This window comes from Roseovarius azorensis, from assembly GCF_900109455.1.
GTDB classification, from domain to species: Bacteria; Pseudomonadota; Alphaproteobacteria; order Rhodobacterales; family Rhodobacteraceae; genus Roseovarius; species Roseovarius azorensis.
Genome location: NZ_FOAG01000007.1, coordinates 134,833 through 156,812, shown reverse-complemented (window position 1 = coordinate 156,812; position 21,980 = coordinate 134,833). Strand labels below are relative to the sequence as shown.

21 protein-coding genes are annotated in these 21,980 nt (G+C 60.4%); 8 read left to right on the top strand and 13 right to left on the bottom strand.

The genetic code is table 11. The features are described from left to right. Positions 1–163: 163 nt before the first annotated feature. From mrdA to BSG08_RS12170, 9 genes are all read right to left on the bottom strand, one after another. On the bottom strand, positions 164–2,122 hold the full coding sequence (gene mrdA / locus BSG08_RS12220) for a penicillin-binding protein 2 (RefSeq protein WP_093037172.1): 1,959 nt from the start codon (positions 2,120–2,122) through the stop codon (positions 164–166). After that, positions 2,103–2,852 carry a ferric reductase-like transmembrane domain-containing protein gene (locus BSG08_RS12215; protein WP_245770685.1) on the bottom strand — a complete coding sequence of 250 codons (750 nt, stop codon included), beginning with the start codon at positions 2,850–2,852 and terminating at the stop codon, positions 2,103–2,105. Before BSG08_RS12215 ends, mrdA begins: the two co-directional genes overlap by 20 nt. Next, positions 2,849–3,340 carry a hypothetical protein gene (locus BSG08_RS19290; RefSeq protein ID WP_139274569.1) on the bottom strand — a complete coding sequence of 164 codons (492 nt, stop codon included), beginning with the start codon at positions 3,338–3,340 and terminating at the stop codon, positions 2,849–2,851. Before BSG08_RS19290 ends, BSG08_RS12215 begins: the two co-directional genes overlap by 4 nt. Continuing rightward, positions 3,330–3,758 carry a hypothetical protein gene (locus BSG08_RS12205; protein ID WP_093037167.1) on the bottom strand — a complete coding sequence of 143 codons (429 nt, stop codon included), beginning with the start codon at positions 3,756–3,758 and terminating at the stop codon, positions 3,330–3,332. Before BSG08_RS12205 ends, BSG08_RS19290 begins: the two co-directional genes overlap by 11 nt. Further along, positions 3,748–4,734, bottom strand: coding sequence for a c-type cytochrome (locus BSG08_RS12200; RefSeq protein ID WP_245770684.1), 987 nt, complete (start codon positions 4,732–4,734; stop codon positions 3,748–3,750). Before BSG08_RS12200 ends, BSG08_RS12205 begins: the two co-directional genes overlap by 11 nt. 2 nt (positions 4,735–4,736) lie before the next feature. Further along, complete coding sequence (locus tag BSG08_RS12195) at positions 4,737–5,369, bottom strand: cytochrome c (protein WP_093037164.1); 633 nt, start codon at positions 5,367–5,369, stop codon at positions 4,737–4,739. 1,011 nt (positions 5,370–6,380) lie between these two features. Then, positions 6,381–8,495, bottom strand: coding sequence for a protein-disulfide reductase DsbD family protein (locus tag BSG08_RS12180; RefSeq protein ID WP_093037155.1), 2,115 nt, complete (start codon positions 8,493–8,495; stop codon positions 6,381–6,383). Then, positions 8,480–9,280, bottom strand: coding sequence for a DsbA family protein (locus tag BSG08_RS12175; protein WP_245770683.1), 801 nt, complete (start codon positions 9,278–9,280; stop codon positions 8,480–8,482). Before BSG08_RS12175 ends, BSG08_RS12180 begins: the two co-directional genes overlap by 16 nt. Positions 9,281–9,529: 249 nt before the next feature. Continuing rightward, positions 9,530–9,817 (bottom strand): DUF2933 domain-containing protein, encoded by a 288-nt coding sequence (locus tag BSG08_RS12170; protein WP_093037149.1) that lies wholly within the window; start codon positions 9,815–9,817, stop codon positions 9,530–9,532. Between the two features lie 244 nt (positions 9,818–10,061). Between BSG08_RS12170 and BSG08_RS12165 the strand changes: the two genes are divergently transcribed. The 6 genes from BSG08_RS12165 (at position 10,062) to BSG08_RS12135 (ending at position 14,660) form a co-directional block, all read left to right on the top strand. Further along, the gene (locus BSG08_RS12165) at positions 10,062–10,577 is read left to right on the top strand and encodes a L,D-transpeptidase (protein ID WP_425439289.1); all 516 of its coding nucleotides are present in this window, start codon (positions 10,062–10,064) and stop codon (positions 10,575–10,577) included. Positions 10,578–10,609: 32 nt separating this feature from the next. Then, complete coding sequence (locus BSG08_RS12160; protein WP_093037143.1) at positions 10,610–11,068, top strand: c-type cytochrome; 459 nt, start codon at positions 10,610–10,612, stop codon at positions 11,066–11,068. Positions 11,069–11,473: 405 nt separating this feature from the next. Then, the gene (locus BSG08_RS12150) at positions 11,474–12,004 is read left to right on the top strand and encodes a cupredoxin domain-containing protein (protein ID WP_093037137.1); all 531 of its coding nucleotides are present in this window, start codon (positions 11,474–11,476) and stop codon (positions 12,002–12,004) included. A 57-nt stretch (positions 12,005–12,061) separates the two neighbouring features. Then, the gene (locus BSG08_RS12145; protein ID WP_093037134.1) at positions 12,062–13,453 is read left to right on the top strand and encodes a multicopper oxidase family protein; all 1,392 of its coding nucleotides are present in this window, start codon (positions 12,062–12,064) and stop codon (positions 13,451–13,453) included. A gap of 14 nt (positions 13,454–13,467) precedes the next feature. Further along, a complete protein-coding gene (locus BSG08_RS12140; protein WP_245770682.1) occupies positions 13,468–13,923 on the top strand; it encodes a c-type cytochrome in 456 nt (151 codons plus the stop codon). A 5-nt stretch (positions 13,924–13,928) separates the two neighbouring features. Further along, positions 13,929–14,660, top strand: coding sequence for a DsbA family protein (locus BSG08_RS12135; protein WP_093037128.1), 732 nt, complete (start codon positions 13,929–13,931; stop codon positions 14,658–14,660). Positions 14,661–14,692: 32 nt separating this feature from the next. On the opposite strand, the gene BSG08_RS12130 is transcribed toward BSG08_RS12135, so the two are convergent. After that, positions 14,693–14,899: a heavy-metal-associated domain-containing protein gene (locus BSG08_RS12130; protein WP_093037125.1), complete on the bottom strand. Its 207-nt coding sequence runs from the start codon at positions 14,897–14,899 to the stop codon at positions 14,693–14,695. Positions 14,900–15,035: 136 nt separating this feature from the next. Between BSG08_RS12130 and BSG08_RS12125 the strand changes: the two genes are divergently transcribed. After that, positions 15,036–17,555, top strand: coding sequence for a heavy metal translocating P-type ATPase (locus BSG08_RS12125; RefSeq protein ID WP_093037122.1), 2,520 nt, complete (start codon positions 15,036–15,038; stop codon positions 17,553–17,555). A gap of 12 nt (positions 17,556–17,567) precedes the next feature. Beyond that, positions 17,568–17,996, top strand: a complete 429-nt coding sequence (gene cueR / locus BSG08_RS12120) for a Cu(I)-responsive transcriptional regulator (RefSeq protein ID WP_093037119.1) — start codon at positions 17,568–17,570, stop codon at positions 17,994–17,996. A 455-nt stretch (positions 17,997–18,451) separates the two neighbouring features. Here the strand turns inward: cueR and BSG08_RS12115 are convergent, their stop codons facing one another. The 3 genes from BSG08_RS12115 to BSG08_RS12105 are packed head-to-tail and all read right to left on the bottom strand — an operon-like array spanning position 18,452 to position 21,757. Next, entirely contained in the window at positions 18,452–19,243 is a 792-nt protein-coding gene (locus BSG08_RS12115) for a TniQ family protein (protein ID WP_037239953.1), read from the bottom strand. Continuing rightward, a complete protein-coding gene (locus BSG08_RS12110) occupies positions 19,240–20,163 on the bottom strand; it encodes a TniB family NTP-binding protein (RefSeq protein ID WP_245770681.1) in 924 nt (307 codons plus the stop codon). Before BSG08_RS12110 ends, BSG08_RS12115 begins: the two co-directional genes overlap by 4 nt. Beyond that, the gene (locus tag BSG08_RS12105) at positions 20,123–21,757 is read right to left on the bottom strand and encodes a Mu transposase C-terminal domain-containing protein (protein WP_081896184.1); all 1,635 of its coding nucleotides are present in this window, start codon (positions 21,755–21,757) and stop codon (positions 20,123–20,125) included. Before BSG08_RS12105 ends, BSG08_RS12110 begins: the two co-directional genes overlap by 41 nt. Positions 21,758–21,980: the final 223 nt, after the last annotated feature.

Genomic DNA, 21,980 nt, shown 5'->3' with positions numbered 1-21,980 from the left:
GCATGGCCGCCGCCAGATTACTCTCCGGCTGTTTCGCGGCAGTCCGCCCCCATCCCTTCTCCGTCAACTCTTTGAACACTGCCTAAATTAACACGACTCCGGCAAGACGATGCCATCCGGGGCTGCGAGTCCATGGCCCCTCTGTGTCTGGGATCGAGGCGAATCATATACGGCTGACTACCGTACTCGAAAGATCGGGAGGAAGAATTTGGTCGGATATGACCGCAAGATACTCGGATATCCGGGCGCGTTGTTCTGCCGGATAGACGTCTTCGGGAGGCAAGCCCCCATGCTGTGCAAAAAGCATGATGTCGCGCGCGATCGGCGCCGCGGCGGTCGATCCACCACCCCCGTGCTCAACCACGACGGCCACCGCATATTGAGGTGCATCAAAAGGGGCGAATGCCACGAAAAGCGCGTGGTCGCGTCGGTTCCAGGGCAGATCATCCTGAGAACGGACTCCGGCAGCCCGCTCTGCCGCCGTAATCGAAAAGACCTGGCTCGATCCCGTCTTTCCGGCCATCGCCTTGGCGGTATCGGCTATGCGCGATCGATAGGCCGTCCCGCGTTGGTGGTTCGAGACCTCGAACATGCCCCGCCGGACGATGGCCAGTGCCTCGTCCGACAAACCGAGCGAGGCCCGCACAGGTTCGTCGCGGCTCGGACCACCGAACGGCCGCACCAGCCGGGGAAGCACAGCCCTGCCCGACGCCAGCCGCGCCACCATTGTCGCAAGCTGGATCGGTGAGGCGAGCGTGAAGCCTTGGCCAATCGAGGCGTTGATCGTGTCGCCAATCAACCAGTCCTGGCCATACCGCTCCTGCTTCCACGCGCTCGAAGGGTTGTTGCCATGCGCCATCCCGGAGAGCGGCAAATCATACTTCTGACCAAGGCCGAGCCGGTCATTCATCGCAAAGATGCCGTCGATGCCGATACGCTGCGCGATCTCGTAGAAATACACGTCGCAGGACTCGCGAAGTCCACGCACCATATCCACGCGCCCGTGGCCGCCGCGCTTCCAGCAATGGAACCTGCGGCCGGAGATTTCGACATATCCATTGCAGGTGACGGTCTCGTTCGGGTCCATGGCACCACTTTCGAGCGCGGCAAGCGCATTCGACATCTTGACGGTGGAGCCCGGCGGATAGGCGCCTTGAACGGTCTTGTCCGACAGCGGGCGGAATTGGTTGTCACGAAGGGCGCCGTAGTCACGGCTCGAGATCCCGCGGACAAACAGGTTCGGATCAAAGGACGGCGCCGACGTGCAACCGAGCAGATCGCCGTTTGTCACATCCATGACGATCGCGGCGGCGCTTTGCCCTTCCAGCCGCACCCGCATGAAGTTTTGCAGATGATGGTCAAGCGTGATCTGCAGGTCCGGCCCAGGGGTAGAGGGATCAAGAGCCAGTTCCCGCATCGTGCGACCGGATGCGCTGACTTCGACGCGCCGGACGCCTGGTAGGCCGCGCAGCGCGCGCTCATGAACGCGTTCGATGCCGATCTTGCCGACTTCAAGATCCGGCAGACGAAGGAGTGCTTCATCTCCGTCCTCGCCATTCTCCAATTCGTTCTCGGTGACCGGGCCTACATAGCCGACCTGATGCGCGAAATCCGGACCAAACGGATAGACTCGTGATAGGACTGCTTCCAGATGGATTCCCGGCAGAACCGGCGAGTTCACCGCAACGACCGACAATTCCTCCCAACTCACCCGATCTTTCACCGTGACGGGTGCAAATCCCGAAGCACGACCGATCTTGTCTCGAAGTCTCAAGACGGTTTCGTCGTCAAGACCAAGAAGGCGTCGCAGTTTCGCAAGCACATCCTCGACATCCTCGACTTCCTCCCGCATCAGTCCAATCCGGTAGGCCTGCTGGTTATCAGCCACGATTTTGCCGGACCGGTCGTGGATGCGGCCCCGGTCTGGACGGACGAGCCTCAGGCTGATCCGATTTTCCTCCGCCAACAGGTAGTATTGCTCGGCATCGCGGACACCGAATTGCCACGCCCGCTGGCCCAGAGCGCCGACGACCGTCGTCATGGCGCCACCCATCAGCAGCGCCCTTCGCGTCGTCGTCCTGGACAGCTTGGCAAGGTCACGCTCAGTTCGGCGCACGAACATAACCCTCCCTGGTGGATGGGGTTTCTCGCGTTCGGCCGGCGGTTCGTACGAAAGCAGCCGCTCGCAGAATGATCACGAATAGCACAAGACCCACGAACCATGGCCTGAGCGGGTTTGGCTCCGGGATCGCGCGATGGAAGCTCAGGAAATGCATGAAGAGGAAGTAAAAGACATGTGCAACCGTCAGCCACCAAAACGGAAGGACGCCCATTTGAAGGAATTTCCAGGCCGATACGCCAAGCCGGCGCATTGCGTGGTCGCTTGACGTTGCTGCGAGCAGGATCGCAAGTGCGAAGGCGGCAAGCCCAATGGCGTTAGCAAGCCCGAACCCGTGCTGGAACATCACATAGATCAGAAGGTCGGGATGCCATTCAAATCCGATGAGCCGCATGAGGTCCCATTCGACCCAGCCCACCAGAATGATAGCGGCATGGATGACGACCAAAAGGCAGGCTTGGATGCCAAGCTCGCGGCGGAACGGCAGCAGCCGGGTGACCGACCGCAGGAATCGGCTTAGCGGCCCCAGGCTAATGGTCAAGGCGATGAGGATAACCGAGGCATCCCCGAAAGCCCGGTTCCAGCGGTGCATCGGGCTCCATTCCGCGTGAACGGCAGCGAAGCCAAACACCAGCCCGGTTGCCAGAATTGCCACGATCACGTGTCGAGCCAACGCCCGCTTGGCCATATAGCTGATCGCCGTCCAAAGGTTTTGCAGCACGGTCACACTCATTCAGGTGCTTCCTGTGAAATGTTTCGCGCGATTGGAGGAAGTCCCTTCGCGACACCTTCAAGTTGATACGCATGCAATGCTCTGATAGCAGCGAATGCCATGATGATCACGCCTGCCGCCGCAAGATATGGCCGAAGCGGATCGAACCAGGCGAGCAGGGCAGGACCACCGAAAACCAGCATCAGAACCTTGTTGCAGATCGGGCAGGCGATCCCGAGAAAGCTTGCCATCCCTCCGGTCCCCGATGCGCACAGACGACAATGTGGAACCCAGAGCGCGGCGGTCACGCCGGCGAGTAACGCCGTCAATACGGTCGCCCCAAGCTCCCAGGGTCCGACGGGTGTCATACGGACAAAAAACGGGTTGACCCACACCGCCGTGACGGTTCCGAGACTGGTAAACATCAACAGTCCAATGGCGAAGCCACGAAGGATCCTGCGCGAATCGTCTGTCTGCTTCTCACCTGCTGAAGGGGCTCTATCGGGCATCGAATTCGACCTCCGCAAATTCCTCGCCGAAACCGACGCTAACCACCCAGCGTCCGGCCATTGGTAATTTGACTTTCGCCCGCCATCTGTCGGCTTCGACCGTTTCCAGAGGTGAATCGAAACCGTCCCTATGCAGGTAGACCATCGCAAAGTAGACTTCTGGACGCATGCCGGCCAACTCGGGCGCGTTAGCGTCAGGCACGAACTGGATCTCCAGACGGACGTCACGGTCGCCCGTCGCATAGACTTGGACATCAAGGCGACCGTCCGAGAGAGTTTCCGAAATCACCGCAGTTGGCTTTACCAGGTTGCCGGACGACGCCCCCGGCGTCGGTGTCCTCAGGGCTCCCCAGAGGAATATTCCAGTTATCGCAGTAACACCAAGGGCGATGAGGATCGTGACAAGTTTAGTTTTCATTGGACATTACCATCTGTGAATGATCCATGCCCGCCGCCATGGGGGTTCCGTCTGGCAGCGGCGCAGGTGCTGGCACGATGCCCGTGCCCTCGGGGTCGAGCAGGTAAGTCGCGATGGCCGCGCGGTCGGCATCGGTGATGTAGGAAGTCCCTTCGGCGACCACCTCTGCCATGCTACCGCCAAAGGCATCTCCATTCGGAAGTAGCCCGGAGTCGAGCGCATAGGCCAGATTGGGAACCGTCCAACCCCTTGCCAGCAGGTCGCCAACCAGGATGGACGGGGCCTTGCTGCCACCAGGCAAGCTGGCGTTTCCGGCGAAACGTTCGCCGTCTTTCAATCCCCCCGCCAGGTTCCGTCCGGTGTGGCAGGCCGCGCAATGGGCCGCGCCTTCCACCAGCACGCGACCGCGATTCCAGGGCGAAGATGTGCCCAAGAGCGCATCGGTTTCCGGGGCTTCAAAATATGCGAACCGCCACAGCTTCAGGCCCGAGCGGAAACTGAAGGGAAAACCCACATCATGGGGCGCTGCCGCTTCGGCGACCGGCGGAACGGAACGAAACGCCTCCCAGAGGTCGGCGATTTCCTGCTCAGTGAATCCGGCATAGAACGAGTAGGTGAACACCGGATAGTAGGGATCACCTTCCGGGGATACACCCTGGCGAATGGCTTTCGCAAAGTCCTGGATTGTCCAAAGCCCGATTCCTCCCTCTGGATGCGGTGTGATGTTAGGGGGAACAAAAGTGCCGAAAGGCGTGTCAAGCGGTGCGCCCCCGGCCAGGGCCAGACCCCCGGCGGCAGCATTGGTGTGGCAAGATACGCAACCGCTGGCGCGGGCGAGGTAGGCTCCGCGCGCGGCATCGCCCGTCGGAAAAGCGGCGGGTTCCGCGGTGCCAATAGGCCATAGTGCAAGCGCCCCTGCCCCTAGGCTTGCGGACAGGGCGGGGAATACCAGGCTAAGTCGGATCAGACCGCGCATCTTCAGCTCCGGCCCGCGCGAAACTGCGCATGACAGGACGAGCAGGTGCCGCTGATCCGATTGAAGAGGTCGTCCGCCGCAAGCTTTGTGAGGTCAAGGGCGGGTTCAGTGGGCTCGGCAACAGCACGGGATGCCGCAATTTCCCCAGGGTTCTCTGCGTATCCCATCAATTCGGCGATTGTGAACACCTTCTCCGCTGGTGGCGCAGGTTGCGCCGCCATTGCGGAGTGGTCCATTGCGGCCATGTTTTCCGCAGGTTGTAGGCCGTTCCGTGCAGCCGCTGACAACGCGTCGGCATAGATCTCAAGGTCTTCGGCCAGAGATTCGAAATCCTGCCAACTTTCCCAGATCTCCGACCTGGCGTAGGTAACGCCTTCAAGGCTGTCCTCCGGGAACAACGACAACATCTTTTCTCCCGCGTGGCTGGAGATCACGCGCGCGCCTTCCGAGACCGTGAAGGCGTCGTACGGCACAGTCCTTTGCATCATCGGGGCGAGTTCCGCCACGATGTCGCGTATTGCTGTCATCCCGTTCATGCGGTCCAGGACGACCCCGGTCGCACCCGTGTGCGCTGTTGCCGCCGCCGCCATTGCAGAAGCGGTAAGCGTAATTGTGATTTTTGCTCGAATTGCCATGTTATTGCCTGCCTATTGTTTTTGTATTGGGTCAAACGCCCCAAGCGACACTGAAGGCCGATTTCGGGCTGTTCACCTGCTCGGAACGAACATCAGGGATAGCTGAAAAGACGCGCAGGCATTGCCTGTAAGGCAGTGCAAGGCAGCATCGGGCAACGCCCCCCGGTCCGACAGATCAGGTCAGGTGTCGGGGAGGCGGCAAATCGATGGGAGGGCCATCAAATCGTAGCTGAGAACTTGCAAGCACTGGACCCAGGTAGAGCCCAAGCTCAGAAATGACAGGTGCCAGCGGAAGCGACGGGATCACGAAGCCCGAACAGATGAGGGCCGGATGACAGGACGGCTCCGTGTCCGGAGCTTTAGTGGGGCTGAGGATGGAGGTCTCAGAGTGATGGTCCGCAACTGCTGCGGCACCGGCGATCTGACCAATAGTCAAGCCAAGGAGCAGAGAAAAGGTTAGCATCAGCACGGACAGATACCGCTGCAGGTTGCGCGGAGCCGCGGCATTCCTTCGGGATGCGATGGTGCCGAACCGCGCAATCATTGCAGATGACTGATCCGTATTTCGACAGGTTCCATGTGGTCCAGGCACTCGGGCTCGGCCGTCAGCGATACTGACGTCGGATAGACAAACTTCCTTCCGTCGCTTGGCCGATGCTGACAAGCACGCGATGTCGGGGCCGAAATGGTGGCCCCAAGACCGAGAGAGTTCAAGCAATCCTGCCAGTCGCAGTCTCTCAAGAAGGAAGTTTTGTTAAGAAGGAGGATACCCGTCTCTTGCGAAGTGAAAACCATCCGACCCGTCGGGAAAGGCACGGCCGGCGCACAGGCAACGACTGACCCTCGACTGAATTGCATGCTCTGCTCCATTTTTTTCTCAGTCATGCATCCTTCCACCGCTGGAAGGTCAAGCCGCCTTGTTGACTGATTTCTATTTGGCCACCCTCATCGAGAGTTCCTTTGGCCGGGCCAAAGGGTGGAGGACCTGTTTCAAGGAGTTCTGTCCCAATACTACTTTACGGCGACCCGCCCTGATCCGGCCATAGTCAGTGCCTCGAGGACAGCCTCTGTCGACAGAAGTTCCTGCAAAACAACGCCTTCTGGCGCAGCGGGACCATACACGGCGTTGAACGGAATTCCGTAGCGCCCGAAGCTTTCCAGATAGCGCGAGATGGACTCGTCAGGACGCGTCCAATCCGCCTGCATGGCGACAATCCCGGGCTCACGCAGTCGCGACGCGACAGGCTCGCGGTCGAGAACCAGCGCCTTGTTCGCCTTGCATGTCAGACACCAATCGGCCGTCACGTCCACAAAAACGACCTGTCCGGTCGAGACAAGGCGCGCGATCTCGGACCTGTCGAACTTGGCCCAATCGGTTGCTGCCGATGTCACCGCGTTGCGGGCCTCGGATAGCAACCCGGCCAGAGCCAACGCGACCACGACCAGGATCGTAGCCCCCGGAATCCTCGCAATGCCCGGTATGCGTGGCATCGACAGCAGCGCCACAGCACCGAGGGTGGTCAACCCAATCCAGATGGCTGCCCTTTGGCCGGCCACGCCGCTCAGAACCCAGAAGAGCCAGGCCGCTGTGGCAGCGAGTGCTATACCCAGTTCGACCTTCAGAACGAGCATCCAGCGGCCCGGTCTGGGGAGGTGCTGGATAAGTTGCGGGAACGCCGCGACGGCGAGGTACGGAAGCGACAAGCCAACTCCGAGCGCGGTGAAGATCACCGCAATGTCGATGGCACGCCCAGCCAGCGCAAAGGCAGCTGCCGTGCCAAGGAAGGGTGCCGAACAGGGCGTGGCCAGAATGGCCGCGAAGGCGCCGGTTGCGAAGTCGCCGCCATAGCCCGTGCCACCGCCAGCGCGCGTCAGGCGGGTCTGCCATGAGGAGGGCAGCGTGATCTCGAAGAGGCCGAAGAGATTGGCCGAAAAGATCACGAGCACGACCAGCATCACGGCCAGGAAGACCGGGTTCTGGAACTGCAGGCCCCATCCGACCGTCAGCCCGAAACCCCGCGCGGCAATTGTCGCGCCGGCGAGAACCCACATGAACGCCAGGACGCCGAGTGCAGAGACGGCAAAACCGGTGCGGATTCGTGCCGGGGACAGACCGCCGGACTTGACGGCGGACGAGAGCTTTATGGACAGCACCGGCAGCACACAAGGCATCACGTTCAGGATCAGCCCACCGAGAAAGGCGATGAAGGCTATCCACGCCAGTTCGCCCATAGCTGGCACTACCACGGCGATGCTGAAAGGCGGAGCGGGCGCATCCCCGGACAGCACGGGATTCAGCGTGGCCGCGCGGGTGCCATCCGTGACCGTCACCTGCAATTCGGACGGGTCAGATGCAGCGGCCAGGATCGGCAGCCGCGCCCAGACCAGCCGCCCCCCTTCCCCCAACCGTATGTCGGGCTTGCCGAACGCAGTCCCCTCGCCCAGTTCGGGGAAGATATCGGGAGCTTCGAATGGCTCATCGCTTCTTGCGATCAGCGTCAGGGCCGTCTTTGCATCATCAAGATGGGCGGAGGTGATCCTGATTCGGGTGTCCATGCCATCATCGGGTACACGGGCCGCATAGGTCGAAATCAGCCTCGCTGCCTCGTTGTCGATCCCGCTGGCCCTAGGCAGAACCAGTGAGAGATCGAATTCCTGCGGAACGCAAACCGTCGAGCAGGTCAGCAGGCTAACGCGCGCGCGCAGCGCAACGGGCATTTCAGGTTCCGAAAGCACGATCCGGATCGGAAAGACGACCTCGTCGTGATAGCCGAAGTTCTCGATCCCGAAAGCCGTGAACCGCTCGGGCGCCGGCCAAAGAAACTCGGCCTCCGCGATATTCTCGGAGCCTGCCCAGTCGATCGACGGCGGAAGACCGACCTCACCCGGTGAGCGCCAGTAGGTCTTCCAGTCCTCGCCAAGTTGCAGATGGAGGCCGGCCGAGATCGACGTCGCGTCCGGATTGACGCCGTTCTCAGCAGTGATCAGGCGGGCCTCGACCGCGGGATTCCTGAAACTTTCCGATCCGGCAGCCACGACTGATGAAGTGGCAACAAGGCTTGCGAAGACGGCAGCAGCCAGCCAGCCGAAAACCCTGGAAACCCCCTGTTTCAATTTCGCTGACATACCGATGCCCAGCCTTCCTCGCGTTCTCTCGCGACCACATCCTGGATCGTTCGCTCGCTGATTTCCCCCTGGATCACGGTCCGACCAATCACCATTGCCGGCGTACCGATGAAATCAAAGATACGCGCAAGCGCGGCACTGTTCTCCAGGTCGAGAAGAACGCGTTCACCGTTCATGTCCGCAGTCAATTGCGCATGGTCGATTCCGATATCATCTGCAAGTGCTTGAAGGTATTCGGGTGTTGCCCGAAATGGGGATTTCATTAGGCGTTCGTGAAACGCGCGGTAAGCCCCTTGGTTTCTTGCCGCCAGAGCTGCCTTTGCGGCAAGTTTCGACGTCTCACCCAATAGCGGCAACTCGTGCCAAGCAACTCGTACCCCGCTACCTGGGCGCGCCTCGATGGCGGCGAGGCGCTTGGTCTGCACTCGGCAATAGGGGCAATAATAGTCCGAAAAGGACGCCACCGGAACAATTTCCCCGGCACCGCACCTATCGCCGTACAGACTGGCGCAGATGTTACTCCTCACCCTTGTCTCGGCATCCGCTTGATTATTTTCTGTTCGATCCTCCAAGCCGAAGAAAGGATCGAAACCTGCCGAGCTTTTTCCGGCTGTCAGCCGACGAAACCCGACCGGATCGTCGATCTCCTCAAAGACGAGATCTTCGCGCCGCAAACCGGGAACAATTCGAACGCCAGCATATAAAACAGCGAGCCCGGATACGATCAGAATTGGTCTTCGTGGCATAGGCATCATGATTTTACCGTGGCTACCTTCATTCTGCATTCAATCACGTCTTAATCTGACGTGGCACGTACCATGAAGCCCACTCGATCGCCTTGACAGTCGAGTACTGCCAGTCCGTTCGCTCCAGTCTCGGTTGACACACAGCCCTTGGGAATCTGGGCTTCGGTTCCGCTGGTTGACAGGCGTGTCGTGTCACTGGCCCTGCACTGCTTGATAGTCGCCGAACATCCGCCCAGCACAACAAGAAGGAGGACGACGGGAGCGCCTCGAAACAGTAATATGAGGGGTCTATTCGGCTGCAATTCTTGCGACTGCTCGATCTTCGGGCGCCTCGTGCTTGCTGTCAGCGTCGCTCGCCTTTCCATGACAGGATTTTCCCATAAAGCGATGCATGGCCAAATGGGCAACGACGCACAGGAGGAGCGGAGCGAAAGTGATCAGGCTGCCGGTCAGGCCTAAAGCCCGTCCCGCCATGAGATAGGCAATTATTGGCAGGAGCATGACTGCGCAGCATGCCCACATGCCGTACTTCATCAGCTTTTCCGATTCGGATTCGGCAGCATTGTTGTCTTCCATGATACCCTCGCTCCTTCTCTGGTAGCCTGCGTAGTTTCGCTACCGGCTTCCAGCGCGGGAAGGTCAATGTTACAATCCGATACAAAAAATCACTGTTTTGTCAGATCAATCCGGCTTGACCCTCCCGCGCTGGAAGGTGGTTTACGACCATCAAACAGGCGTAAAAAGGAGCAAGCAGGCAATGGCCGAGCAGGCATACATACTTATTGATCGACGCCGTTTTGTTGCGGTTGCGGCGGGAGGCATGGTTGCGTTGGCGGCACCGTCGATTCTCCGAGCCCAAGAAGCATCGTCAGTTCGGCGCAATGTGTCGTCCTTTCGTATGCACGATTGGCGGGATCATTTCGATACCCTGGGCAAAGGTATAATTATTTCGGATACAACCACGAAGGCGTTGCAGCATTGGACCGCCGATGGAGAAATGCGCATCTATCCGACATCTGTTCCCCAGACGGACGAGCTGACGAAACGAGGCTATACAGAGGTTGTCGAAAAACGCGAGAATCCGAGCTGGGCGCCGACGCCGTCGATGCGCGAGCGGAACCCCGAATGGCCAGCGCTCATCGCCGGCGGGGATCCGGACAATCCGCTAGGCACCCGCGCACTTTACCTGTCCTGGCAGTACTACCGGATCCATGGCACGCAGGATACGCGCAAGATCGGACGCAGATCTTCGAACGGTTGCATTGGTCTCTACAATGAACAGATCGAAGAAGTGTACGGGCGAGCGCCGATCGGCACGCAGGTGAAGTTGATTTGATCCGAGTAGGTGCGCGCGAGGTACTCTAAGGAATGAACAAAACACTCTTGGCGATTGCGGCATTTTTTCTGTTCGGTGGCCTTGCCGTCTATTGGAACACGACCCAATCCGATCAACAGTCGGCCGGTCACGCGATGGTGCCACCGGACACGAGCGAAGTTGCACAAGGAGCGCCGATCGTGGAAGTTGCGTTCCCGGCAGAACTGTCCGCAAACGCGCAGATCGGGAAACGTGTCTTCGAAGCTAAATGCGCAGCATGCCACGGTACCAATGCCGCTGGACAAAATGGGGTCGCGCCGCCGCTCGTTCACAAGATTTATGAGCCCAATCATCACTCTGACATGGCTTTCGTCCTGGCAGCTAAAAACGGGGTCAGATCGCATCATTGGAATTTCGGCAATATGCCTCCGGTAGAGGGTCTTACCGATGCCGATGTAAAGATGATCGCGCGCTTTGTCCGCGAACTCCAGGCAGAGAACGGCATTTTCTAGCGGTATGCTTGGTGGGTTTGATCCTTTCGTGCTCCTGCGTGCAGCGTTCCTATGTGTGCTCATTTTGCTTAGCGTCGGGTCGCAGCCTGCCGACGCGCAGGTGGACGATCCGACAGTTTCGGTCGCGGCGGACGCGTATGGTGTCGAGGAACATGAGGAGACACATTCTCATGTCGAAGAAGCCCGAGGGCATTGCCACCCGGGGCTGGATTGCGCAGTCACCGCCATGACAGTCGAACCGACTCAAGCACCTCAAGCGCTCGGCTTTGACGGCGACGGGTTCCGCTCCGACCACATCCGTCTCAACGGGCTCGGTCCTATCGATGAGCCACCGCCTCCAAGCGGGCTGGCCTTGCCCGAGTACGGAATAGTGCAGACTTGAAACCAAATAGACGGAGAAATGAGATGAAAATCACGACAACAGGCATCACGTCCCTTGCAGCAGGACTCCTCGCGGTCTCATCGACAACGGCCCTCGCCGACGCTGGCCACGGCACGGCACCCGATTTCGGCCGGACGGGAGACGAGCATCACGTGTCGCGCACGTACGAGGTGCGCATGGGCGAGATGTATTTCAAACCGGGAGCAATCCGCGTGATGCCGGGCGAGACCGTTCGCTTCATCGTCGTCAACGAAGGCGATGCGGTGCACGAATTCAATCTGGGCAACGAGGACGCGTGGGGATCGCACGCCGCCGAGATGAACCGGATGGTGGATGAGGGCATGATTGACTATGACGTGCTGCGTCACGGCAAGATGCGCGAGATGGGCATGATGCACGCGGACCCGAACGCGGTTCTGCTCGAGCCCGGCGAGCGCGCCGAGATCATCTGGACATTTCCGGACAAAGTGACTGAAGTCGGGATTGCCTGCAATGTGCCCGGGCATCGTGAATTCGGGATGGTTCAGGATATCATCTTCCGGGGCGAAGGCTGACAGCAGTTGGGAAGGGTCGCCCCTGCCGCCCTTCCCTGCTCATCGGAGGCGATATCCATGACGACACGGCGGGATTTTCTATTGAATGGCGTGGCATCGGCCTCGGCGCTAGCATTGCCGGTTACGGCGCGCGCTGTGACGCCACAGTTTGACGAATTGGTAGCCCGACAGGCTGCGGTCCAGCTCGCGCCACCGTCCTATCCGAAGACGGAAATCTGGGGTTATGACGGCGTGATGCCCGGCCCGGAATTGCGGATCGTGCAGGGCGCACGGGTTCAGCGAAGATTCCTGAACGAATTTCGACAGGTAAGCTCTGTCCACTGGCACGGAATCCGGATCGACAACGCGATGGACGGCGTCGCAGGGCTGACCCAGGCCGGGGTCGAACCGGGCGAGGGCTTCGATTACGACTTCGTTGCACCCGATGCCGGGACCTATTGGTACCACGCGCACAACAGGTCGGTCGAACAGGTCGCTCGCGGACTTTACGGCGCGCTGATCGTCGAGGAAGCCGAGGCTCCGGAGGTGGATCGCGAGGAAGTCCTGATCCTGGACGACTGGCTTCTCGATCCCGAGACCGCGCAGATCGATCCGGATTTCACATCCGCGGGTGCCCGCAGCCACGCCGGTCGCATGGGCAATTTCGTTGCGACCAACGGACGGTACGATCTTTCGATCGATGTGCTGCAGAACCAACGGCTTCGACTGCGTCTGATCAATGCGGCCAACGCACGAATTTTCGTCGTTGATGTCGCGGGGATGGAAGGCTGGACAGTTGCGCTGGACGGGATGCCACTGGAACAACCCCAAAGGCTTGAGGAACCCCTTATCCTCGGCCCCGGCCAACGCGCCGACCTGATCGTCGATGTTACCGCCGAATCCGGTGAAACGGCACATCTGGTGCGCGTCGATAATGAGGAAGGGGTATCTCAGGTGGCCTTTCCCGTGACCGGTCGGGCAACGACCGTACGCCGTGAAGCTCCGCCGGCCCTGCCAAGGAATGCAAAGATGGATGTTCCGGGCTTGCAAAATGCGGCTCCCGTTCGCCTGAACATCGAAGGCGGCGCGATGGGCAGGATGCAAACGGCGATCCTGGACGGCGAGCGGAAATCCTTCCGCGAACTGGTAGCGGCCAACGAGTACTGGGCCTTCAACGGCACCGTCGGAATGCCCGAAACACCGCTTGCCGATCTTGCTCGTGGGCAGACGGTCAAACTTGAGATCAACAATGACACGTCTTTCCCGCACGCCATGCATCTGCACGGGATGCATTTCCGCGAAATCGGCGAGGATGGCACCTTGGGGCCGCTCCGGGATACGATAACGATGTTCCGGGGGGAAACACGGACCGTCGCCTTTGTCGCCGACAATCCGGGCGACTGGCTGTTCCACTGCCATATGCTTAGCCACGCGGCCTCCGGTATGATGACCTGGATGCGGGTGACGTGATGCCAAGATACCTGATGCTGTCGGTGATTGCCCTGGGTGCTGCCGGAGCCGCTGGCTGGCTAATGACCACGGCCGGTGCGCAGAGAGAATCCACGCCGGAATCGATTGATATCGCACAGGGAGAGAATCTCTACATAGAAAACTGCGCCTCCTGCCACGGCGCCAATCTGGAAGGACAGCCAGACTGGCGGTCACCCGGACCCGATGGCCTTCTGCCTGCCCCCCCGCATGACGAAACCGGTCATACCTGGCATCATCCCGATGGCGTGCTGTTCGACTACACCAAGCTGGGCGGCAGGGCAGCACTCGCGCTTCAAGGGGTCGAGTTCGAAAGCGGCATGCCCGGGTTCGGCGACCAGCTGTCGGACGCCGAAATCTGGAACATCATCTCATATGTCAAATCAACTTGGCCCGAGCGTCAGCGCGCCGTTCAGGCCGAACGAAGTGCTGCCGCGGCAGCAGGAAGGTAATTGAAATGCGTCTTCTTCCGACCTTGCTAATGGCAACTGGACTGGCGATTGCACCCTTAGCGTCAATCGCCCAGGACCTGACTGACGAGCGGATCAAGGAGCTTGCCTTGCAAGCCATTCGAGAGAACCCGCAGATCATCATGGAAGCATTGCAGATCCTGGAGGCCGAGCAATCCGCCGCCCAGACTCAGGCGCAGGCCGAGGTATTGAACAACGAGCGCCAATTGCTCGAACGGGATTCGAACGCGCCTGTTCTCGGCAACCCGGACGGGGATGTGACCGTGGTCGAGTTCTTCGATTACAATTGCCCCTATTGCAAACGTGCCATGGCAGAAGTTCAGGGGCTTTTGGAAGGCGACGAGAACGTCAGGCTGGTCTATCGGGAATGGCCGATCCTTGGCGACGGGTCAGTATTCGCCGCCAAGGCCGCACTGGCCGCGCGTGAGCAGGGCAAGTACGAAGAGTTCCACTGGGCTCTGATGGGTATGCAGGAACGGGCAGATGAAGCTTCCGTCATGAGAATCGCCACTGATATCGGGTTGGATGTCGAGCGGCTACGTGCTGACATGGACACAGCCGAGATAGAGGAACACATTGCAACCTCCATGCGCCTGACGCAGGCGCTTGGATTCAATGGCACGCCGTCCTTTGTGATCGGGGACAACCTCGTGCCTGGTTTCGTCGAGGAAGAACAGCTCAGGACCATAGTCGAGAAGGTCCGCGAAGCGGCCGAATAGTGTGACCGCGCAGAGTCGGCGCCGATTGCTTCTCAGGGTGCGGCCGGCGCCGCCACATCGTATCCAGCATTGCGGATCGCTTCGGACACTGCGCGATCGCCGAGAAAACTTTCGACTGCAACGGTTCGTGTGCCAAGGTCGCATGCAACCTTAGCTGTCGGGTCGATTACCTTGATTGCCTTTTCGATTGCTGCGGTGCAATGCCCGCAACTCATGTCCGGAACATTGAAGCTGCTCATATTCGTCTCCTTCACTCTCGAAATCAGGTGAGTGCTTCCAGCGGGGAAGGTCAAGGGCGGAAAAAACATCCATAATCAGTTGACCTTCCAGCAAGGGGAAGCCTTATCTGTCACGCGAACGGCGAAGGAGATTCCAATGACGACCACACAAGATCTGCGGATCTCTGTAAAGAACATGAGCTGCGCCTCCTGCGTCGGTCGGGTAGAGCGCGCGCTTTCAGGCCTCGACGGCGTCAGCGACGTCAACGTCAACCTTGCGGCCGAGACCGTGACGTTCGAACTGGATCGCCCCGCCCGCATCCCCGACGTGACCAGAGCGCTGGACGCGGCCGGCTATCCGGCCCGGACGCAGACTGTCCGCCTGAACGTCTCGTCCATGTCCTGTGCCTCCTGTGTCGGCCGTGTCGACAAGGCCTTGGCGGCGGTGCCGGGGGTTCTGGACGTGAACGTCAATCTCGCGTCAGAGACCGCAACCGTGACCTATATCGAGGGCGCGGCGGAACTCTCTGATCTGCTAACAGCCGCCGGAGAGGCCGGCTACCCTGCCGAACCGGCGGACAGCGCCCTGCCCGAGGAGCGCAGCGCACGCAAGGAGGGCGAAGCGCGCGATCTGGCCCGAAAGACGGTCTTCGCGGCGACCCTGGCTTTGCCTGTCTTCCTGCTCGAGATGGGGGCCCATCTGGTGCCGGGGATGCACGAGATGATCGGCCGCACGATCGGGCACCAGACAAGCTGGACGATCCAGTTCGTGCTGACGACGATCGTGCTGTTCTGGCCAGGGCGCCACTTCTATACCAAAGGGTTTCCCGCGCTCTTGAAGGGCGCGCCCGACATGAACAGCCTCGTCGCCGTCGGCACCGGCGCGGCCTATCTCTTTTCCGTGACCGCGCTCTTCGCGCCCGCGTTGCTGCCCGAGGCGTCACGCGCCGTTTATTTCGAGGCGGCGGCGGTGATCGTCGTGCTGATCCTTCTGGGCCGCTGGATGGAGTCGCGCGCCAAGGGCCGCACCGGTGCCGCGATCCAGAAACTGCTCGGCCTTCAGGCCCGCACCGCGCGGGTTCTGGTCGATGGCGAGCCCCGGGCCGTTGCCATCGAGCGGATCCGCGTGGGTGACATACTTGTCGTGCGCCCCGGCGAACGCATCGCGGTGGATGGCGAGGTGACCGAAGGCAGTGCGCATGTGGATCAAAGCATGATCACCGGAGAACCGGTTCCGGTCGCCAAGGTCGAGGGCGATCCAGTGACCGGCGGCACCGTCAACGGCACCGGCAGCTTCCGGTTCCGCGCGACGCGCGTGGGAGCCGACACGACGCTGGCGCAGATCATCCGCATGGTGGAACAGGCGCAGGGCGCCAAGCTGCCAATCCAGGGGCTGGTGGACCGCATCACGCTTTGGTTCGTGCCGGCGGTGATGGCGCTGGCCGCCGTGACCGTTCTGGTCTGGCTGCTTGTCGGCCCCTCCCCTGCCCTATCCTACGCGCTGGTGGCGGGCGTGTCGGTGCTGATCATCGCCTGCCCCTGTGCCATGGGCCTTGCCACGCCAACCTCGATCATGGTGGGCACCGGGCGCGCGGCCGAGATGGGTGTGCTCTTTCGAAAGGGCGACGCGCTGCAGCAACTGACCTCGGTGGATGTCGTCGCGCTCGACAAGACCGGCACCGTGACCCAAGGCCGCCCCGAGCTGACCGACCTCGTTCTGGCCGACGGATTCGAGCGGGCCGAGATCCTGGCACTGGTCGCGGCGGTAGAGGCGCAGTCCGAGCATCCGATCGCCGAGGCAATCGTGCGGACGGCAAAGGCCGAGGGTGCTGCACGCTTCAATGTCGAGGGATTCACGTCATACGCCGGCTACGGCGTGCAAGCCACGGTCTCCGGACGCGAGGTGCTGGTCGGCGCGGACCGCCTGATGGCTCGCGAAGGGCTGAGCATCGAGGCGCTGGCGGACGCCGAGCGCCGCTTGGCCGAGCAGGGCCGGACGGCACTGTTCGCGGCGGTGGACGGGAAGGTCGCGGCGGTCTTCGGCGTGGCCGATCCGGTCAAGGCCGCCAGCGCCGCCGCCATCGCTGCGCTCCACGACCTGGGACTGAAGGTCGCGATGATCACCGGCGACAAGAAGGCGACGGCCGAGGCCATCGCGCGGGAAACCGGCATCGACCACGTGATCGCCGGCGTCCTGCCCGATGGCAAGGTGGCGGCGCTGGACGGGTTGCGCGGCGACGGCCAGCAGGTCGCCTTCGTCGGCGACGGCATCAACGACGCGCCAGCGCTGGCCCATGCCGATGTCGGCATCGCGATCGGCACCGGCACCGACGTTGCGATCGAATCCGCCGATGTCGTGCTGATGTCGGGCGATCTGCGCGGGGTGGTCAATGCCTTCGAGGTTTCCACCCGGACCATGCGCAACATCCGCCAGAACCTGTTCTGGGCCTTCGGCTACAACGTCGCCCTGATCCCGGTGGCCGCCGGCGTGCTCTTTCCGGCCTTCGGGCTGCTGCTGTCGCCGGTGCTGGCGGCCGGCGCCATGGCGCTCAGTTCCGTCTTCGTGCTGACAAACGCCCTGCGGTTGCGCCGGGTCCGTCCCATCATGGATGAAGCCAGAGCGTCAGATCGTGATGCGTCGGCTTCGCCATCCCCGACCCCTGTCGCCGCTGAATAAGGAGGACCAAAAATGAACATTGGAGATGTCGCCGCCCTTTCGGGCCTGCCGGCAAAGACGATCCGCTATTATGAGGATATCGGCCTCGTGAAGCCTCTGCGCAGTACGAATGGCTACCGCACATTTCGTGAAAGCGACGCGCATAAGCTCGCGTTTCTCGGCCGCTCCCGTGCGCTTGGCTTCAGCATAGAAGACTGCCGCAATCTCCTTGCTCTATATGAAGACGAAGAACGCGCCAGTGCAGAGGTCAAGGATATCGCAGAGCAGCATCTCGAACGGATCGACGACAAGATCGCGGAGCTGAAGAAAATGCGCGCGGCGCTGGCACATCTGGTGGACGCCTGTGCCGGGGATCACCGTCCGGATTGCCCAATCCTCGCCGATTTGGCAATTAACACAACGAAACACCGCGACGAAGAGCAATTCGAGAATACTGCATAGCCGGGTACGAGGGTTTGGCTTGGGCGATCCTCTTCGGTAGCGTCCGTCAAGGTTCTCTAATCGCCTTGGTCAAGTGCTGATCTACCTGTGTTTGGTCCTGCGCGCCGGGCTCTGAGATTCTCTCCGCGGTCACCGCTCGGGGCCGCATATTTGCGTTCAGGGTTGGAAGGATCGAAATGGTGTGCGGTCGGAACCGCAGTCGATGGAGCGATCTCTTCCTCGCCGCGCGTCCCGGCTGGACGCATTTCTAGACTCGATGGATCAGCGTCAATTTCGGCGGCGCTGTCACGACGTTATTACCTCCCGGTAGGGCGTATTGGTAGTCCACATGGCATGCAGGATGGGGCGCTGGAAACCAAGGAGGCAACGGTGTCGCTGCTGTTGTCATGGTTCTGTGCGGCTGTCGCGTTACCCTTAAATCTGAGACACGACGCGTTCGGGGATATTTTTTGCCCTTAATTGTGAGATTCGACAGCCACCGGGCCTATGCGTCTCACGCGCCGTTGCGCAATGAGATCAACCGCAGCAAGCAGACGTGGCTCCGTCTCGAAGGCGCGCAAGAGAGCAACCCTTGCATAGTCGTCGATGCGGGAGTTCGAGATGGCCGCTTTGACCAGCGGACGAGATCGGGCTGCATCAATGGCGGCAAGGCAAAAAAGCCTCACTTCCTGTCGATGGCTCTGAAGAGCGGACAACGGTTCCCGGCGGAAGGCCTTTAATGACATGGCAAAGGTGACCGCGCGCATTGCGCGCCGAAGTTGCTTGGAGCTGCGTAATCGCGCGGCGTATTCAAGCCGCGCGGCGCCGTTGCGCGCACGATTTATCAGCTTTTCGGGCATCTGTTCGCCACTGGGCTTGCCGAGCGTCGGCACAAGTCTCGTCCCGCAAACCTGGCAGTCGAATGCCCAGGCTCGCCTCCAATGCTTGAGCGAAAGGCCCCGCCGAGAGCATTCCTGACAAGATTGGAACGGGACGCGGGCCGTCAGCAGGGTCTCTAATGGCGTCATTATTGGAAAGGTCAAAGACTGCACGATATCGGGATCGGTTCGTGCGGCGTCGGAAATTTTATATGCCGCTGCCGCGTCGATGTTGAAGTCCAAGGACGTGCCATGAGTTGTATCGATTTCGATATGGGCCAGTAGTTCCGCGTCATCACAGTAGTTGGCCGCAGCCAGCCGAGACAACCAACCTGACAACAACTCATCTGGCAGAGGTGCGACAGTCTTGGGCAGCGGGCGCGGTTTCAAACCCCGGACTTCTCGAGCCGGCGATGGGCGTTCGCATGGCGCGACCAAACCGGGGTCCATTTTGCGATTGCGTCATCGGTGATGCATTCCTCACCTGTGACAATGGCGTCGATGGCAAGATCCTTGATCAGGGCGAAGATGCGCGAGGTCACCCCACCGGTCAGTGCAAGTATCTGCTTGAGCGACTTGACCTTCAGATTGGATTTCTTCTCGAGGGGCATTGCCGCAATGAGTGTTTGGATCATGTCCGAGAACTCGGCATCGTCGCGCCAGTTCGGCAGGTGATGTTCATCCAACCGCCTGGCAAGCTGGATATCACCACGGATGGCATCGACGGCCTCGCTGACCCCCAGGCAGACCAGTGACACTTCGAGTTCATTGCTGAGATACCGAAGAACATTGAGAAAGCGGCGCTGTTCGCGGTGGGTCCCGGCCAAGAGGTTGTGGACCTCGTCGATCATGATCATCCGCAGGCCAAGGTCGCGCAAAAGCGCAACAACACGGACTTCGAGGGAGGCCACATTTTGAGCGCGCGCGCTCAGTGCCGTGGCCGGTGCCCCGACGGACGCCAGGATGTGCAGATAGAACCGCCGTTCGTCGGGTGCTGGCGGTGCTTGTAACAGCAAGAGCGGCGTTCGCGTAATTCCCGATGCTGGGTCATATTCCGGTGCATATCTGCGCGACAGGTTGCGGGCGATCATCGTCTTGCCGATCCCGGACGCGCCATGCACAAGAAGCCCGGGCATACGGGTTTGCCTCGGCGCTTCGATCATACCCTGCAAACGGTCCAACACCTGTTCGGCCCGCGGAAAGCCGATCCAGATGTCTGATTGAATGAGGGCGATCCGACCGTCTTCCTCTGTTGTCCTTGCCCTCAATTCACCATCTCTCCACCTTGAACAATGGGCGTGATGTATCACCCGTATCGATCGCGCGCAGCCCTTCGGTTTTCGCGACAGCCGAGTTGGTGCCCTTCAATGCCCCTTTTCTTTCACGGGACCGGCGCTCAGCCTTGGTTAGTCCCCGGCTTTCAGCTTCGATCTGGCGTTGCTGTCGGATCAACTCACCGAGGACCAGTTCATTCGACCCGGACTTTCCGAGGGCGCGTGCCTTCTTCATGGCCTCGCGATATTCAAATAGAGACACAGGCGGCATTTCCAGATTTCTGTACCGGGCCTCGGCGTATCGGCCACCATCCAGTTCGACCCAGATCACCGAAAGATCGCGAGGGTCGTAGCGAACGACCACCTTCCCATCGCCGCGCCCAATGTGGCCTGCAAGAGCATCCGACCAGTACCGTATCTGGAACAGATGGATGCCGTCACGCCTGACCTTACGCAGTTCGCTCGGCAAGAAGCTCACCCGAAAAGCTTCCATCTCAAAGGGGATGTCGCCCATCATTTCCGCTGAGAGTGCCTCCCATTTGGCGACGGGCGTACAGCCAAGACTTGAATGAATGCTGTTGTTGTAGCGGCAGATTTCCAGAGCAAACCAGCGATCGAAGTCGCTTAAGGTCATCGTGGCCATGCCCTCGGCGTCATAGTCGCCCTTGGCCACGACCGAGGACTGCGTTGTTCCAGGCAACAGGTGCACGGCCCCCATCATCGTGCCGATCAATCGTTCGATGTGCCCTCCGAAATGAGGACTGCCTGGCGGCCGATAGACCAGATCGATCCCCCATTCCGCACATGCCGACCGAAAGGCATGCGACCGGAAATCGCGCCCGTTATCGACGTGGATGCTATGCGGTTTACCCTGCGCGGGCCAAGGAACATTGCACACCAATTCCGCCAGAAGTTCCGCTTTGGGGGCTACAGCCTGTGTCAGGCAAAGCGCCACTGACAGACGCGAAGGTGCCTCGAGAGAGGTGTAATATCCGGTCACCATCCGCGTTGCGACGTCGATCGCCAGCGTGACCCAAGGCCGCCCAATTGGTTGGCGTTCAAAACTGTCGACGAGAATGATGTCCGCAGGCGTATGGTCGATTTGCACGACCTCCAGTGGCCGGTTTGCCTTGTTGTCGCCTACGACCGGCGCAAATTTCTGGCGGGCCGCCTTTGCGCCTTCGCGTGCCTTGGCAATTGCGCGGGCGTCCATTGCATCCAGCCTGCGCTGAACCGTCCGACGCGTCGGCGGTTGCAAGCCCTGCTGCCAGCACGCGCTGCGGATTTCTGTCACGACGCGCGACAGGCTTGGACGTTCCCGCCGTAAGAAATAACGGCGAAGATGTTCTTCGATCACCGCTTCCACCTTGCCGGATATCAAGGTTGTACCAGTCGGGCGGCCCCGTTTCCGAGAAGCCAGCGCGCTGGTGCGCCCACCCTCTTCGGCCAGACGCTTTATCCAGCGCCAGACAGTCGCCCTGCTGACACCAAGCTCCCAAACGGCGTCATTGATGCCACTTTCCAGACTGCCAGTTCCTTTGAGATATGCCTGAACAAGCGGACGCAGTACAGCAGCCCTGCGCGCCTCTTCAGCACCAAGGGCAACTGACTCTTCGTCATCATTTTCCATCGACATTTGCCGCAAAAACCTGTGAACCCTGTCTCAGGTTTAAGGGCAAAAATATCGGAATTAAAGACAAAATCTCATATTTAAGGGCAAAGGGTGGCCGTTGATTTCGTTGGATTTCTCATCTCACAATTAAGGGCTACGCGACACGTGCTTTGAGACGATGTCGTTCCGAAAATCGCGCTGTGAGACGTATGGAATACCGCATCCGCGAGTTGGAACGCCA

Coding starts and splice junctions, on each gene's coding strand:
- mrdA (WP_093037172.1), bottom strand. CDS start 2,122: ATGTTCGTGCGCCGAACTGAGCGTGACCTTGCCAAGCTGTCCAGGACG.
- BSG08_RS12215 (WP_245770685.1), bottom strand. CDS start 2,852: ATGAGTGTGACCGTGCTGCAAAACCTTTGGACGGCGATCAGCTATATG.
- BSG08_RS19290 (WP_139274569.1), bottom strand. CDS start 3,340: ATGCCCGATAGAGCCCCTTCAGCAGGTGAGAAGCAGACAGACGATTCG.
- BSG08_RS12205 (WP_093037167.1), bottom strand. CDS start 3,758: ATGAAAACTAAACTTGTCACGATCCTCATCGCCCTTGGTGTTACTGCG.
- BSG08_RS12200 (WP_245770684.1), bottom strand. CDS start 4,734: ATGCGCGGTCTGATCCGACTTAGCCTGGTATTCCCCGCCCTGTCCGCA.
- BSG08_RS12195 (WP_093037164.1), bottom strand. CDS start 5,369: ATGGCAATTCGAGCAAAAATCACAATTACGCTTACCGCTTCTGCAATG.
- BSG08_RS12180 (WP_093037155.1), bottom strand. CDS start 8,495: ATGTCAGCGAAATTGAAACAGGGGGTTTCCAGGGTTTTCGGCTGGCTG.
- BSG08_RS12175 (WP_245770683.1), bottom strand. CDS start 9,280: ATGCAGAATGAAGGTAGCCACGGTAAAATCATGATGCCTATGCCACGA.
- BSG08_RS12170 (WP_093037149.1), bottom strand. CDS start 9,817: ATGGAAGACAACAATGCTGCCGAATCCGAATCGGAAAAGCTGATGAAG.
- BSG08_RS12165 (WP_425439289.1), top strand. CDS start 10,062: ATGGTTGCGTTGGCGGCACCGTCGATTCTCCGAGCCCAAGAAGCATCG.
- BSG08_RS12160 (WP_093037143.1), top strand. CDS start 10,610: ATGAACAAAACACTCTTGGCGATTGCGGCATTTTTTCTGTTCGGTGGC.
- BSG08_RS12150 (WP_093037137.1), top strand. CDS start 11,474: ATGAAAATCACGACAACAGGCATCACGTCCCTTGCAGCAGGACTCCTC.
- BSG08_RS12145 (WP_093037134.1), top strand. CDS start 12,062: ATGACGACACGGCGGGATTTTCTATTGAATGGCGTGGCATCGGCCTCG.
- BSG08_RS12140 (WP_245770682.1), top strand. CDS start 13,468: ATGCTGTCGGTGATTGCCCTGGGTGCTGCCGGAGCCGCTGGCTGGCTA.
- BSG08_RS12135 (WP_093037128.1), top strand. CDS start 13,929: ATGCGTCTTCTTCCGACCTTGCTAATGGCAACTGGACTGGCGATTGCA.
- BSG08_RS12130 (WP_093037125.1), bottom strand. CDS start 14,899: ATGAGCAGCTTCAATGTTCCGGACATGAGTTGCGGGCATTGCACCGCA.
- BSG08_RS12125 (WP_093037122.1), top strand. CDS start 15,036: ATGACGACCACACAAGATCTGCGGATCTCTGTAAAGAACATGAGCTGC.
- cueR (WP_093037119.1), top strand. CDS start 17,568: ATGAACATTGGAGATGTCGCCGCCCTTTCGGGCCTGCCGGCAAAGACG.
- BSG08_RS12105 (WP_081896184.1), bottom strand. CDS start 21,757: ATGGAAAATGATGACGAAGAGTCAGTTGCCCTTGGTGCTGAAGAGGCG.